Origin of the sequence: Exiguobacterium sp. s161, from assembly GCF_018619045.1 — a bacterium.
Classification (GTDB): Bacteria; Bacillota; Bacilli; order Exiguobacteriales; family Exiguobacteriaceae; genus Exiguobacterium_A; species Exiguobacterium_A indicum.
On the sequence record NZ_JACSNH010000001.1, the window covers coordinates 765181 to 780502 of the forward strand.

15 protein-coding genes are annotated in these 15322 nt (G+C 43.3%); 11 read left to right on the forward strand and 4 right to left on the reverse strand.

The features are described from left to right. Positions 1 to 135 precede the first annotated feature (135 nt). The 5 genes from KNQ14_RS03660 (at position 136) to KNQ14_RS03680 (ending at position 6095) form a co-directional block, all read left to right on the forward strand. Positions 136 to 1749, forward strand: coding sequence for a peptide ABC transporter substrate-binding protein (locus tag KNQ14_RS03660; RefSeq protein WP_214723694.1), 1614 nt, complete (start codon positions 136 to 138; stop codon positions 1747 to 1749). Between the two features lie 334 nt (positions 1750 to 2083). Beyond that, positions 2084 to 3010: an oligopeptide ABC transporter permease gene (opp3b, locus tag KNQ14_RS03665; protein WP_029342199.1), complete on the forward strand. Its 927-nt coding sequence runs from the start codon at positions 2084 to 2086 to the stop codon at positions 3008 to 3010. Then, positions 3010 to 4041, forward strand: a complete 1032-nt coding sequence (opp3C, locus tag KNQ14_RS03670) for an oligopeptide ABC transporter permease (protein ID WP_029342200.1) — start codon at positions 3010 to 3012, stop codon at positions 4039 to 4041. Before opp3b ends, opp3C begins: the two co-directional genes overlap by 1 nt. 27 nt (positions 4042 to 4068) lie before the next feature. Next, entirely contained in the window at positions 4069 to 5142 is a 1074-nt protein-coding gene (locus tag KNQ14_RS03675) for an ABC transporter ATP-binding protein (RefSeq protein WP_029342201.1), read from the forward strand. Further along, positions 5142 to 6095 carry an ABC transporter ATP-binding protein gene (locus tag KNQ14_RS03680; protein ID WP_029342202.1) on the forward strand — a complete coding sequence of 318 codons (954 nt, stop codon included), beginning with the start codon at positions 5142 to 5144 and terminating at the stop codon, positions 6093 to 6095. Before KNQ14_RS03675 ends, KNQ14_RS03680 begins: the two co-directional genes overlap by 1 nt. Positions 6096 to 6141: 46 nt before the next feature. Here the strand turns inward: KNQ14_RS03680 and KNQ14_RS03685 are convergent, their stop codons facing one another. Further along, complete coding sequence (locus tag KNQ14_RS03685; protein ID WP_029342203.1) at positions 6142 to 6675, reverse strand: HD domain-containing protein; 534 nt, start codon at positions 6673 to 6675, stop codon at positions 6142 to 6144. Positions 6676 to 6899: 224 nt separating this feature from the next. On the opposite strand from KNQ14_RS03685, the gene KNQ14_RS03690 reads away from it, so the two are divergent. The 3 genes from KNQ14_RS03690 to mecA all read left to right on the forward strand — a co-directional run bounded on the left by KNQ14_RS03690 (position 6900) and on the right by mecA (position 8406). Continuing rightward, positions 6900 to 7037: a hypothetical protein gene (locus tag KNQ14_RS03690; protein ID WP_023468890.1), complete on the forward strand. Its 138-nt coding sequence runs from the start codon at positions 6900 to 6902 to the stop codon at positions 7035 to 7037. A 172-nt stretch (positions 7038 to 7209) separates the two neighbouring features. Further along, complete coding sequence (gene spxA / locus KNQ14_RS03695) at positions 7210 to 7608, forward strand: transcriptional regulator SpxA (protein ID WP_012370920.1); 399 nt, start codon at positions 7210 to 7212, stop codon at positions 7606 to 7608. Positions 7609 to 7770: 162 nt separating this feature from the next. Further along, the gene (gene mecA / locus KNQ14_RS03700) at positions 7771 to 8406 is read left to right on the forward strand and encodes an adaptor protein MecA (protein ID WP_369815310.1); all 636 of its coding nucleotides are present in this window, start codon (positions 7771 to 7773) and stop codon (positions 8404 to 8406) included. A 62-nt stretch (positions 8407 to 8468) separates the two neighbouring features. Here mecA and KNQ14_RS03705 read toward each other — a convergent pair whose 3' ends face one another. Continuing rightward, entirely contained in the window at positions 8469 to 9191 is a 723-nt protein-coding gene (locus KNQ14_RS03705) for an SDR family NAD(P)-dependent oxidoreductase (protein ID WP_058705426.1), read from the reverse strand. A 68-nt stretch (positions 9192 to 9259) separates the two neighbouring features. Here KNQ14_RS03705 and cls point away from each other — a divergent pair, with 68 nt between their 5' ends. The 3 genes from cls (at position 9260) to pepF (ending at position 13607) form a co-directional block, all read left to right on the forward strand. Further along, positions 9260 to 10771, forward strand: coding sequence for a cardiolipin synthase (gene cls, locus KNQ14_RS03710; protein WP_214859666.1), 1512 nt, complete (start codon positions 9260 to 9262; stop codon positions 10769 to 10771). An 18-nt stretch (positions 10772 to 10789) separates the two neighbouring features. Beyond that, a complete protein-coding gene (locus tag KNQ14_RS03715; protein ID WP_214859668.1) occupies positions 10790 to 11740 on the forward strand; it encodes a competence protein CoiA family protein in 951 nt (316 codons plus the stop codon). A gap of 64 nt (positions 11741 to 11804) precedes the next feature. After that, positions 11805 to 13607, forward strand: coding sequence for an oligoendopeptidase F (gene pepF / locus KNQ14_RS03720; protein WP_050677569.1), 1803 nt, complete (start codon positions 11805 to 11807; stop codon positions 13605 to 13607). A 218-nt stretch (positions 13608 to 13825) separates the two neighbouring features. Here the strand turns inward: pepF and KNQ14_RS03725 are convergent, their stop codons facing one another. Next, entirely contained in the window at positions 13826 to 14617 is a 792-nt protein-coding gene (locus tag KNQ14_RS03725; RefSeq protein ID WP_029342209.1) for a DsbA family protein, read from the reverse strand. Between the two features lie 94 nt (positions 14618 to 14711). Next, on the reverse strand, positions 14712 to 15293 hold the full coding sequence (locus tag KNQ14_RS03730) for a CYTH domain-containing protein (RefSeq protein WP_371743322.1): 582 nt from the start codon (positions 15291 to 15293) through the stop codon (positions 14712 to 14714). Between the last annotated feature and the right edge of the window lie 29 nt (positions 15294 to 15322).

Genomic DNA, 15322 nt, shown 5'->3' on the forward strand with positions numbered 1-15322 from the left:
ATCAATTTATCACTTCGTTTAAGTTTTTGAAACTAGGTCAATGCATTTTGGGGAATACATTGCAGTTTCGACGGGACGTTATTGATGTCATAGGCATTATGGCAACTTGGAAATTGAAAAGGAGATGACTTACCGATGAAGAAAAAAACAGTCGGTCTCGCATTATCAGTCATGCTTGCAGGAAGCGCAGTGCTTGCTGGATGTTCGACAGGTGGCGGAGACAGTGATTCAGGTTCTACAGACGGAAAGAAAAATCTACGCTTAACAGACTCTTCGGATATCACGACAGTGGATCCAGCGAAAGCTACGGATTCTGTCGCTTTCAACATGATCGGGAATACGATGGAAGGTCTTTACCGTCTCGATAAAGACGGCAAAGCGATTCCAGCACTTGCAGAAAAAACAGATATCTCAAGTGATAACTTGACGTATACGTTCACACTTCGTGATTCAAAATGGTCTGATGGTTCACCCGTCAAAGCACAAGATTTCGAATTCGCTTGGAAACGTGCTGCTGATCCGAAAACAGCATCTAGTTACTCGTACATCTTTGACACGTTAAAAAACGGCGCTGATGTTACACAGGGTAAAAAAGCTGTCGACGAACTCGGTGTTAAAGCACTTGACGACAAAACGTTAGAAGTAAAACTTGAGCGTCCAGCGCCGTATTTCCTCTCACTGACATCGTTTGGTACGTACTCACCGATCAGTGAAGACTTCTACAAAAAGAATGAAAAAGACTTCTCGCTCAAACCAGATAAATTACTCTATAACGGTCCTTTCGTTTGGGAATCTTGGAAAACGGATTCAAAACGAGTGCTGAAGAAAAACGATAACTACTGGGATAAAGACGCTGTCAAACTCGACGAAGTTACGGTCAGTGTCGTCAAGGATACGTCAACAGTAGTAAACCTCTATGATTCAAATGATATCGATTACGCTGGTTTGACTTCAGAGCAAGTTGAAGCTTACAAATCGAAGCCTGAATTCAAGACAGCTCTTCGTTCTTCAATCGCTTATCTGAAGTTCAATAACGAAGATGCAACGATGAAAAATGTTGATGCACGTAAAGCAATTGCTCGTGCCATCGATCCAAAAGGAATCACAGATACGCTTCTTGCGAACGGTTCGATTCCAACAACAAGCTTCATTCCAAAAGAATTCATCAAAGATGCGTCTGGTAAAGACTATACGAGCGACATCAACTGGTTCGATCGTGATGGAAAAGAAGCAGCAGATCTTTGGAAAAAAGCAAACGGCGATAAGAAAACGACGATTGAACTTCTTTCATTCGACAATGAAGATGCGAAGAAGATCAGTGAGTACATGAAAGGTCAAATCGAGAAAAATCTTCCGAACGTCACTGTTTCAATCAAACAACAACCGTTCAAGAATAAACTCGACCTTGAAACAAAAGGCGACTACCAGGTTTCATACTCACTTTGGGGCCCGGATTATCAGGATCCAATGTCTAACCTTTCTATCTTCGAATCAACGAATAGCCAAAACGACGTCAAGTACAAGTCTGCAGCTTATGATAAATTGTTGAACGCAGCGAATGAAGAGTCTGACTTAAACAAACGTCTCGATCTCTTCAAACAAGCGGAAGCACAATTGATTGAGAAAGATCAAGCCATCGCGCCAATCTATCAAGCTGGTTCTGCATACTTGAGCCGTCCGACGGTTAAAGATTTCAACCGTCAAGTGTTCGGAGCAGATTTCCAATACAAATACGTTGATATTAAGTAATCGAGAATGGGAGCGTCCCCTGATCAGTTCGGGTACGCTCCTGTTTTATACTACTTTTTATGAATGGAAACTCATTTTTATCGAAAATGTGAAAGTTTCGTAAAAAAGTAGTTCTAATTACTTTGTTAGCAAAGTATAATGGAATCAAACGAAAAATTCTGACTATTGGATGAAATTAGAAAAACATCCAAGCGAACATCAAATCAAAGCACAATAAAAAAAGAATTTTTAAATTTTTATGACAAAATTCTTGAATGTTCCGACAATTGTGGGTCATACTGATTTTATTGATGTTTCGAAAAAAACAGAAAATCTTTATAGGGGGTGCCATCTTATGGGCCGTTATTTAGCTCAACGCCTGGTTTACGGCGTACTGACGTTTTTACTCATCGCTTCGTTCACTTTCTTCCTGATGGATCTGCTACCAGGTTCACCGTTCCAAAACCAGGAGAAACTTTCTCCTGAACAGTTGAACATCCTTCGGGATAAGTACAACTTGAATGATCCACTGCCACAACGCTATGCAGCGTATATGGTTAACTTGTTCCAAGGAGATCTCGGTATTTCATTCAAATATGATAGCCGTCCGGTAACGGATTTAATCTCTGAACGAATTGGACCATCGGCTCAATTAGGAGTTCAAGCATTAGTACTCGGAGTACTGTTAGGACTCGTCTTAGGTGTTGTCGCGGCACTTCGTCACAACACAGTGATCGATTACGGTGCGATGTTCGTATCGGTTATCGGAATCTCGGTACCGTCCTTCGTATTCGCCTCACTCCTTCAATACTATGTTGGCGTGAAATGGGGCGTTTTGCCAGTCGCGTTCTGGGAAAGCCCGGCGCATACCATCTTGCCGACCATATCGTTATCACTTGGGGTTACAGCCTCAATTGCTCGATTCGTCCGAACAGAGATGCTAGAAGTTACGAACCAGGATTATGTCACGTTAGCTAAAGCAAAAGGCCTAGATGGTCAGTCGATTACTTGGAAACACATGGTTCGGAACGCCTTGATTCCGGCGATCACGATTCTTGGACCAATGACTGCCGCGTTAATTACAGGAACACTCGTCATTGAGCGGATTTTCTCTGTTCCTGGTCTTGGTGAACTCTTCGTATCATCAATCACACAAAATGACTACACAGTCATCATGGGTACGACGTTGTTCTTCTCAGCAGTCTTCATTCTCATGATTTTGATCGTCGATTTGCTGTACGGTGTCGTTGATCCACGGATCCGTTTGGGGGGTAACAAATAATGGCTGAACAAAATTCAAATGCAAAAGCAGAACAGTTTGATTCATCGCTGTTCCAACACGTTGAGTTCAATGAACAAGCAGGGGAACGTCTTGCTGGTAAAAGTTTAAACTTCTGGCAAGATGCTTGGATGCGTCTACGCAAGAACAAAGCGGCAATTCTCTCACTTGCTGTCATCATCATCATCGCAATCATGTCATTGGTCGGACCTGCGTTGTCTGGTAATGACCCTTATACCCAAACAATCACACAAGCTAAACTTCCACCTAAAGTTACTGGTTTAGAGTGGGCTGGTTTTGACGGTATGGCGACACTTGGTGATACGCCGATTGATTTTTATAAACAAAAACAAGTGACGGAGAACTTCTGGTTCGGAACGGACCACCTTGGTCGTGATCTTTGGTCACGTGTCTGGGAAGGAACGAAGATCTCGTTGTTCATCGGTTTGATGGCAGCACTCATCGATGTTCTCGTTGGTGTCACATACGGCGGAATTTCTGCTTATTACGGTGGGCGTGTCGATAACATCATGCAACGGATTGCTGAAATTTTAACAGGTGTACCAAACTTAATCTTGATCATCTTGTTCATCTTGATTCTTGAACCAGGGATCACGACGATCATCCTTGCGATGACGATTACCGGCTGGATCGGGATGAGCCGACTTGTTCGTGGTCAAATCCTGAAACTAAAGAACCAAGAATTCGTTCTTGCAGCACGGACACTTGGTGCTTCTAGCGCACGATTGATCTTTAAACACTTGATTCCAAATACCTTGGGAACGATCATCATCTCACTTATGTTCACGATTCCAAGTGCGATCTTCTTCGAAGCGTTCTTAAGCTTCATCGGTTTAGGACTTGCACCACCACAACCGTCACTCGGTACATTGATCAACGAAGGGTACAAAGAACTCAAAACGTTCCCATTCTTGCTCGTTGTTCCATCGACGGTCATCGTACTCCTCATGGTCAGCTTCAATATGTTGGCAGATGGACTGCGTGATGCGTTCGACCCACGTTTACGACGCTAACGGAAACTAGAGAGGAGCTCATTCACAATGGAAACTATTTTATCTGTTCGCGACCTGAATGTCGCTTTCCATACGTATGCCGGGACGGTACAAGCCGTCCGCGGTGTATCGTTTGATTTGAAAAAAGGCGAGACACTCGCAATCGTTGGTGAGTCTGGTTCTGGTAAATCGGTTACTTCAAAAGCGATCATGCGTTTGATTCCAAACCCACCAGGTGAAATCACACAAGGTGAAATCTTATTTGAAGGTCGTGACCTCGTTAAGCTTTCGGATAAAGAAATGCAAAAAGTCCGCGGTCGTGATATCGCAATGATTTTCCAAGATCCGATGACATCACTTAACCCGACGATGACGATTTATAAACAAATCGCTGAAGGATTAAAACGTCACCAAGGCTTAACAGGCGACGCAGCGAAAAAGCGTACACTCGAACTTTTGACACTCGTAGGAATTCCGAATCCAGAAGCGCGTCTGAAACAATATCCGCACCAATTATCGGGTGGGATGCGTCAACGGATCGTCATCGCAATCGCGCTTGCATGTAATCCGAAAGTGTTGATTGCCGATGAGCCGACGACTGCACTCGATGTTACGATTCAAGCTCAGATCCTTGAGTTATTGAAAGACATTCAGCAAAAAACGGGTACAGCAATCATCTTCATTACGCACGACTTAGGTGTCGTAGCGAACATGGCTGACCGTGTAGCCGTCATGTATGCTGGTAAATTGATTGAAAAAGGTACAGTAGATGAGATCTTCTATGAGCCGCGTCATCCATATACTTGGGGACTACTAGGTTCAATGCCACGTCCATCTGATGACCGTTCACAAGATCTTCCTGCGATTCCAGGAACTCCACCGAACTTGATGCATCCACCAGTCGGTGATGCGTTTGCACCGCGTAACAAATATGCGATGAAGATTGATTTCGAGAAAGAACCACCTTTCTTCAAAATCTCAGATACACACGAAGCGGCGACGTGGTTGCTACATCCACAAGCTCCATACGTCGAACCACCTGCTGCAATCCGTGACTTGGCGTTAAAATACCGTCCGGACAGCGTGTTCTCAAAATCGCTTCTGAAAGGCGGTCTGAAATAATGGAAAACCGTAATAAATTACTTGAAGTAAAAAACTTGAAGCAACATTTCAATATTGGACGTGGACGCGTCGTTAAAGCGGTTGATGGACTTTCATTTGATATCTACGAAGGCGAAGTACTTGGCCTCGTTGGAGAGTCAGGCTGTGGTAAGTCTACGACTGGTCGCTCGATCATTGGTTTATACGAAGCGACAGACGGCGAAGTCATCTTCAAAGGTGAAAACGTTCATGGTAAGAAATCACGTAAAGACAAATTGAAATTCAACCGTGCAATGCAAATGATCTTCCAAGATCCGTATGCATCGTTAAATCCACGGATGACGGTTGGTGATATCATCGCTGAAGGAATCGATATTCATGGTTTAGCAAACTCAAAAGAAGAGCGCAATAACCGTGTATATGATTTGCTTGAGACTGTTGGTTTGACGAAAGAACACGCGAGTCGTTACCCGCACGAGTTCTCAGGTGGTCAGCGTCAACGGATTGGTATCGCACGCGCACTTGCTGTAGAGCCGGACTTCATCATTGCGGATGAGCCGATTTCAGCACTCGACGTATCGATTCAAGCCCAAGTCGTCAACTTGATGAAAAAACTGCAACGTGATCGCAGTTTGACATACTTGTTCATCGCCCACGATTTATCGATGGTTAAGTATATCTCAGACCGGATTGGTGTTATGTATCAGGGTCACCTCGTTGAATTGTGTGATGCGGATCGTCTGTATGAGAATCCTGTTCATGCTTATACGAAGTCACTTTTATCTGCGATTCCGCTTCCGGATCCAGAGCACGAGCGGACACGTAAACGGATTATCTTTGATCGTCCGACGAGTGGACCGGTTGGGAAATCGGATGAAGATTCGAGCATTCCACCACTTCGTGAAATCGAGCCAGGTCACTTCGTTTCGATGACGGATGCAGAACTTGAAGCGTACCAAGCGCAACTCGTATAATCGTTAAAGCAAAAAGGCATTTCCACGTTGATCGTGGAAATGCCTTTTAATTTTCTGATGCGATACGCGGTAGATGAGCAAATCGATGGACGACTGCATCGATTGCATCAAGACGACGCATGGCTTCTTCAAAGTCAATTTTTTCGTAATGATGGAGTCCGCCCGGCTGTTCTTCCAGCGTATCCGCATCATGGACAAGTTGTTGAAGAGGTGTTCGATTGATCGCACCTGGTGGAAGATAAGAATCCGTATGCAAAAGAACAGCGAGAGCAATTTCTTTTGCACGTGCTGGTTCTTCACCAAGGCGAATCAATAGTTTGTGAGCACGTTCAGCTCCTTTAATGGCATGAATATCATTTTGGCGATATAAATCATAGTTCCAAGTGCCATCGGTATACCATTCGTAATGACCGATATCATGTAAGAGTGCTGCCTTCGTAGCAGTGTCAGCATCTAAGCCGCGTTTCGTAGCAAGCGTCAGTGCGCGTTCCGCTACTGAAATCGCATGATTCAAGCCAGAACGAGATAAATATTTTTGAGCGATCGGATGATCGAGAATCGTGACAAGTGTTAATGCCATGAATGAAAAACTCCTTTCTGAGCGTTGATATTTCTATACACTCTACAGAAATTTGAAAGAAATTGCAACTGTTTTTCATTCCTCAATCGACAATCTCACATATTTAATTGCTTAAAGTAGGAATAGATTTTTGAGATACGTGGTATACTTACTAATGTAGAAGATGATTATTTTGCTTTCGTATGGTTGTTAGTTCTGTTTCGGGCCGATTGGGGTGTCGGAATATGAAAGAACGTGACAAGAAGAAAAAGCTGAAGAAGCGCCTTTTGCGGGATATTTTAGAGAAAAAACTGAAAGAAATGAAACTTCCTAAAGCAAAAGAGACGATTTCTCAGCCATTTGATCACACGCCAGCTTGTTAAAGCCACGTGGTGGCTTTAACAAGCTTTTTTACGAAAAGTTCTTTCATCTTTATAAAAAAGCTAGGTTTTCTGCTTTATTAGATGTAAACTGTCAAGTAATAGAACCATCATCAATATCTGCTTATTCACATAGGTATTGAATGATGTTAAATCAGGGGGAGGATGTTTTTCAATGGTAACACTCTATACTTCACCAAGTTGTACTTCTTGTCGGAAAGCACGCGCGTGGCTTGAAGAACATGAAATCCCGTTCGTTGAACGTAATATCTTTTCAGAACCATTATCGCTCGATGAAATCAAACAGATTCTTCGTATGACGGAAGATGGAACGGACGAGATTATCTCAACACGTTCAAAAGTCTTCTCGAAACTCGATGTTTCCGTTGAAAACTTATCGTTGCAGCATCTATACGATTTGATTCAAGAATATCCGGGATTATTGCGTCGCCCAATCTTGATTGATGAAAAACGCCTTCAAGTGGGATACAACGAGGATGAAATCCGTCGATTCTTACCGCGCAAGGTGCGTACATTCCAACTTTTGGAAGCACAGCGTCTCGTAAACGAGTAATTTTAAAAAGCACACTGCTTCGTGAGCAGTGTGCTTTTTGTTACCGATAAAAAAGGTTAAAATAAAGATAACAAAGGAATAGAAATATATCCTTCGGATTCAAAACTATAAATCCAAGTCATGTCCTCGTTCGTATTCTAGATAAGGAACGAGAAGAAAGGAGTGGACAGTTTGAAAATCGAACGCGTCAATGACAATACGGTCAAGTTCTTCATCACGTACACCGACATCGAACGCCGTGGTTTTGCCCGAGATGAGATTTGGTATAACCGGGAACGGGGAGAACAGTTATTCTGGCAGATGATGGACGAAGCGAATGAAAAAGAGTCCATCTCCTTCGAAGGTCCACTATGGATACAAGTGCAAGCATTTGAAAAAGGTCTTGAAGTCACTGTAACGATCGCGAAAAATGCAGTTGATGGTGAGCAAGTCGATGAAGACGAACTCGATTCACTTTTACGATCAGCGATGTCTGAGACAGAAGATAAAGATACAGAGTTAAGCCAAGATGTTTTATTTGAAACTCGCGATTTCGAACATATCATCGCGCTCAGCCAATATGCGAATGCTCCTGTATTCGCAGAACTTGAAACAGCGCTTTATCAGAAAGATGGACTCTATTTACTGCATGTTCATTTCGAAGATGATGTGAACGTAGAAGCGCAAGAAAACGTCATGAGTTTAATCGCAGAGTATCTCCAGTTCAGCGAACAAACGATACATCCTGTAGCTGAATACGGGAAACAGATCATTGCTTCAGATGTCTTTCCGTTCATTCGGAAACATTTTCCGAACTAAGGTCAGAAAAAGTGCGAGGAAAAGGAGGATCACATATCGTGATACCTCCTTTTGTTCTGGTATTAAGTGAGGGTATAGCCTCCATCTACGATGAGCGCTTGACCGTTGATGTAACTTGCTTTATTTGATAGTAAGAAACAAACGACCTCAGCGATTTCAGAAGGTTGTGCAGGCTCACCTCGAAGGTGATGTTTCATTGCGAGGTCAAATTTATCTTTCCCGCCATATAACGCATGACTGAGCGCTGTATCGACTGGTCCCGGGCAAATAGCATTAAATCGGTACTTACCATGGAAGCGGGCGGCGTATGTCTTTGTTAGCGTCAGTAAAGCACTTTTAGACGAAGCGTAAGGCAGTAGCATTGCTGGAAACTTAACATGACCTACGATGGCGCTATTATTGACGATGGAAGCACCTTTTGAAAAGCGTTTCGTCGCGAGCTGGATGATTCGTTCGGGTGCGTGATAGTTCACTTGGAATACTTCTTTTTGTTGATCGGAGACACGTTCAGGTGCAACGGGTTTCCCGAAAGTACCTGCATTGTTAAAAATACCATCGATTTCTGGGAAATCTTCTTGTGTTTCTTCAAAGAACGCATCGATTGCAGAGGAATCAGCTAAGTCGACAGGGAAGAAATATAAACGTCCTTCTCCATTTGATTCAAGCGAGGATCCTTTTTCTTCATTACGACCAATCGCAAGGACAGTATGTCCCTCCCGGATGAGTTGAAGGGCAGTTGCCTCACCAATTCCACTTGTTGCACCAGTAATGATATACGTACCCATTTAAACGCTTCCTTTCTGTCATCAGTTTAAATACGATTTGTACTACTTACATAAAAGGAGGGGGATTCATGCTACGACGTGTACAACTTCTCATGACCCTCATCTTGACCATCGGCTTGATTGCCTTTTTATCCTACTATTGGAGTGTCTATATGGTAGGATGGCTGTCCATCGTCATCATTTTGGTCGTCATGAGCGTGTTCGTCATCATTCTACTCGAAAATCGAAACCCAGAACGAACGCTCGTCTGGGCACTCGTCATGATGGCATTGCCTGTCGTTGGCGTATTCGTGTATTTCACATTTGGTCAGAACTACCGCCGAAAACGAATGTTTCGACTGAAGGCAATGCTTGATGAGGAGTCTTACATTAAATATCGTACCCAGTTTAAGGCAGGGGTACACCAATCAGTGTTCCAAGAAGGGCGTTATGGAAAAGTTGTGACACTTATCGATTCAATCAGTCGTCTTCCGATTTCGTATAATACACATACAAGAATCTTGACGAATGGTCAGGAAAAGTTTCCGATTCTTTTAGAAGAGATTCGTCAAGCACAGCATCATATTCATTTGGAGTACTATATCGTACGGGATGATCAACTTGCGCTTCAGTTACAGGAAGCGTTGATTGAAAAGGCCGAGCAAGGAATCGAGGTCCGTTTTCTTTATGATGCCGTCGGATGTTTTTCGACGGATAAGCATTATTTCAAGAAGATGCAGGCGGCTGGCGTTGAGGTTCGCGCGTTTTTCCCTGTCGTCTTACCGTTTATTTCGAGTAAATCGAACTACCGGAATCATCGGAAAATCGTCGTCATCGATGGAACGGTTGCATTTACAGGCGGAATCAACATTGGGGATGAGTATATCGGTCGTGATCAACATTTTGGTTTTTGGCGTGATACCCATCTTCTCGTAAGGGGAGAGGCTGTCTCTGAACTCCAACTGATTTTTCTCCAAGACTGGTATTACATGACAGGTGAACGGCTGTTTACACCGTTTTACATGGAGCCACTTGAGTACGTTGAAGAAGCAACAGGGGGTGTTCAAATCATTGCGAGCGGTCCTGATGAGCCACATGAGGCAATGAAATCACTTTACTTCGGGCTCATCACGGAAGCGCGTGAATCGGTCTATATTGCTTCCCCGTATTTGATACCCGACGAAGATCTCATGACAGCACTGAAGACAGCTGCTATGGCTGGGATTGATGTTCGTATTCTGCTACCGAGCTTTCCAGACCATAAAATCGTATTTTATGCGAGCCGTTCATATTTTGATGACTTGCTACGAGCTGGTGTGAAAATTTACGAGTACAATAAAGGGTTCATGCACTCTAAAGTCATCGTTGTTGACGACTCCATCGCAACGATTGGGACAGCGAACATGGATTTACGTAGTTTTCATTTGAATTTCGAAGTGAATGCTTTCTTATATGGAACGAACTCTGTCCATGAACTAACACGTGATTTTTATGAAGATTTTAGCCATTCGACACAAGTTGATGCTGATATGTTCCATCGGCGTCCATTACGCCGTCGATTGATTGAATCGATTTCACGTTTATTCTCACCGTTACTCTAGAAAAAGGGGACGATTCAGATGTTTGAAGCCATTGATGCTTCTGGTAAACGCATCATGATTCACAGATTTCCCATCCATGAATTAAAAGCGATGTCCTTACGTTGTCCGTATTGCCTGAAGCCCTTGCGCGTCAGGCAAGGACGACGACCACATTTTGCACATATCTCAGCTTGTTCAGGAGAAAGTAGTGTTCATATGTCCTGGAAAAAGCGCATTGCCGATTCTTTAATAAACGCAGGTATCCAAGTCGAAATTGAATGGATGACTGGGGAGAGACGTTTTGATCTGTGGATACCAGAAAAGAAAATCGGGATTGAAATTCAACGTTCTCCGATGTCAGCAGAGGAATGGATCAGACGAGCCAGGCTTGATGCGAAACAAGAACAAACGGTTCGGTGGATCGGATTTCATCCTTCACATGGTGTCACGTTGCGATTGCAAGGTTGGATGCGACAAGCATTTTTACAACATGATTACTTGGATCTGATCGTCGAGAATCAAATCCGGAGATTTCGACATCCGGTTCCTTTTGCAAAACATCATGTCTATTGTACGGTTCAACCGCTCTCATTATCTGATTTTCTTTCGAAAGAACCTTCATCATTTCCTCGGAAATTTTCAATCGCTCGATGGCAAGGAATCGTTCATCGCTATCGTCGACGTCCTTTTTATCCTTCATTACCTCCACGCATCCTCAAGATCCCACTGTATCAATCAGGTTTCCATCTACAAAATCTTCCCTTTTTTGCCTTTCTCCCCATCACACGTCTATTATTTCTACCCGTCCATCCCTTTGAATTTCAAATCGTCGTCTTTTTAGAGATAAAAGGGCGGTACACTTTGAGCCGTCTGGAATATGTCATAAATCAACTGCTTCACAAATTGAATCTATCGATTGAAAGAGATTTGATTGGTGCTCTCGTCAGGGAATGGATGGAGCGGATTGAGGAGGCGAATAAGCTGTTTTAGCAGGAGCACTTCGATTGTTTGTCGAAAAGAAAACAGGTATAACTGAATTAAAGGAGTGAGGGAAATGGCAGAAGTATTAACACGTCAAGATGTTGACGTTACAGAAACATGGAATCTAGAGTCGATTTACGCAACGAACGAAGCGTGGGAAGAAGAATTCGAATCGGTGAAAGCGATGCTTCCATTACTCGTCGAGTATAAGGGTCGTCTTGGACAGAGTGCAGAAACACTCTATGAAGGGTTACAGTTACGTGACGAAGTCTCAAGACGCCTTTATAAGCTTTATACATACGCGCACATGCGTTATGACGAAAATACAGCAGACAGCTTCTACCAAGCCATGAACGACCGTGCTCGAACGCTCGCGTCGCAAATCGGGGCAACGCTTGCTTTCATGACACCAGAATTGTTAGCTGTACCTGAGTCAACGATTGAGACGTATCTTAATGAGAATCCAGATCTTGCAATGTATCGTCATGCATTTGATGAATTGAATCAAGAGCGTGAACACGTCCTGACGGAAGCGGAAGAAGCGATTCTTGCAAAGGCAGGAGAAGTACTCGGTCAATCCGGTACGACGTTCGGTATGTTGAACAATGCAGATCTGACATTCCCGAAAATCAAAGGGGAAGACGGAGAAGAGACAGAGTTGACACATGGTCGCTTCATCACATTCCTGGAATCATCTGATCGTTCGGTCCGTGAAGCCGCATTTAAAGCGATGTATGGAACATATGCAAAATACACGAATACGCTCGCTTCGACACTTGCTGGGTCAGTTAAGAAAGACAACTTCTATGCGGATGTCCGAAAGTTCCCATCGGCACGCGCAGCAGCTTTACACGGTAATGCGATTCCTGAGTCCGTATATGATGGATTAGTTGAAGCGGTACATGAGCATTTACCATTGCTCCATCGTTACGTCGCCCTACGTAAGCGAGTGCTCGGACTCGATGAACTACACGTGTATGATATGTACACACCGCTCGTTTCTGAGGTGGAGATGAAAGTCTCTTACGAGGAAGCGAAACAATTGATGGTCGAAGGGCTCGCGCCGCTCGGAGCAGAGTATAAGCACATCCTTGAAGAAGGATTGTCTGAACGTTGGGTTGATGTCCGGGAGACGCGTGGTAAACGGAGTGGAGCCTACTCTTCTGGTGCTTATGATACACAGCCGTTCATTTTGATGAACTGGCAAGACAACATCAACAACCTCTTTACACTCGCACATGAATTCGGACATTCCGTCCATAGTTATTACACGCGGAAATCTCAACCGTATCCATATGGTGATTATTCAATCTTCGTCGCAGAAGTCGCCTCAACGACGAATGAAGCATTGTTGAACGACTATTTATTGAAGAAAGTAACGGATCGTAAAGAAAAACTCTATCTATTAAACAATCAACTCGAAACCTTCCGCGGAACATTGTTCCGACAAACGATGTTCGCCGAGTTCGAACATGCAATTCATGATGCGGCTCGTCTTGGACAATCGCTGACACCGGAATTCCTAACGTCAACGTATTATGCGTTGAATCAAAAATACTTCGGAGAAGAAATTGTCTTAGATGAAGAAATCGGTCTAGAATGGGCTCGGATTCCACACTTCTATTACAATTATTATGTCTATCAGTATGCAACGGGCATTTCTGCTGCTGCTGCCTTGACGGATCAGATTCTAGAAGAAGGACAACCTGCTGTGGAGCGATACATCAACAATTTCTTAAAAGCGGGATCAAGTGATTATCCAATCGAAGTACTAAAAGCTGCGGGTGTCGATATGACAACAAAAGCACCAGTTGAAGCAGCACTGCGTCAATTTGAACGTGTCCTAGATGAATTTGAAGCTTTGTTAGCAGAGTGACATCTTTGTGACAAAGTGAACAAATAGTGGAAAAGAGGCGAAGTCCACGATATACTTATATTGTGAAGAGGGTCACATTCCCCAGTCGATTCTCTTTTTCCCCCATCCAGTGGTCAAAAGAAAAAGTCCTTCTCGTCATGAGGGATTTTTTCTTTTGTCTATGATTGAACACAAAAAGGACAGTTCAGCACGCTGAACTGTCCTTTTTATTGTTTTCATCATGCGTGTGCCGAATCTTTTAAATGACGCCATACTTTTCCATCACAGTACGATAGAGAAGCACATTTTTGTTGCAAGACCAGTTTTTTTAATTCGTGTTCAATCTGGGATTCAGGAGCGTCATAAATAAAGGCGATTTCAGCCGTTGTTGCTGTTTCATACCGTCTCAAGAATTGTTCGAGTGGTGGCTTCGGTTGTTTTTCGATCGTATGATCTAGTAATTCACTTAAGATCGAGACATACACCAAATACTCATAAGGTCCTTCTGCTTTGATCGCTTCTTCGTCTCCGACAAAAGCGAGTGTTGGAAGAATCCGAACATCCCATTCGGTGACTAGTTCGGTTTCTTTCTCGAGCATTTGCTGAATCGTATCCGACGAGACATCACGATGAAACTCTTCTAAATCCAAACCATACTCCGTTAAAGCCTCTGCTAGCCGCATCAATGATGGCCGACTATAAGCACTTTCTCCTTCGACGTTATGAAGCATTCGAAGGCGTCGCATGAATCGCATACCAAACGTCTTTCCTTGAAGTTCAATTGCTTTTAGAATGACGAGTGGTGACATATCGCATGCAGATCGTGATGGAGCACATGGAATCGTTGCAATCGTCCGAAGACGGAACAGATGACCATATTCTAGCTCTAGCTTCTTGAGGACGGGTATCAACCGTAAACCATCCGTTTGTGTCACATCTAGAAAATGATAGATTTCCAGAGGTTTCGTCGGTTGTTGAATCGATGGTTCGTCCAATGAACAATAAGATCCGTTACATTGTGCGTGTTCCATCCGTTCACCCCTTCCTGTTGTTATCGTTACCCTATTTTAGCAACGAAAAAAAAGAAAGAGCAAAGGTTTTGCTTGTTCATTCTTACACGAAAAATCAAGAAAGCGCTTTACGTTCCATGAAGCGAACGATTTTATTTTTTGTTTTGCGCTGTGGAATGTCGTGTTCTGAAAGAATTCGCTCGAAATCCTTTTGCCCTTGTTCGAAGTTGCTGACCTCAAACTCTAACTCATAATCGGTATGTCCGAGATAGCGACTTTTATCAAGGACAAGCAATCCTTCCGGGAGCACGGTTTCGATTCGTTCTGTCTCTAATCGACCTAAATGCTCCAAAGATCCCTGTAAATCAAATGACTTTAGCTGTTCGTTCATCTCTTCGGAATGAATTAGACCGTATTTGAATAGATCTTCTGCTTCAGTTGATGATAACGTGACATGCGTTTCAAGCAACCCCTCCTTATGGGGTTGTTTTAAAGTCAGTACGAGCCCTTGTTTTTTCTCACGAATCCGTAAAGCAGCACCTTTTTTTCGAAGTTCAAAATCAGGCGTATCAAAATAATCATTTGCTTGCCAAATAGGTTGTTTAGCTGACGCATAATGGGTAAATAACGATAGATATTCTTGTTCAGACAATAAGTTCTTGAATTCGATTTCCAATTCTTGTCTAATCGGAATCACGCCTTTCTAGTTGAATGTCTGAAAATATG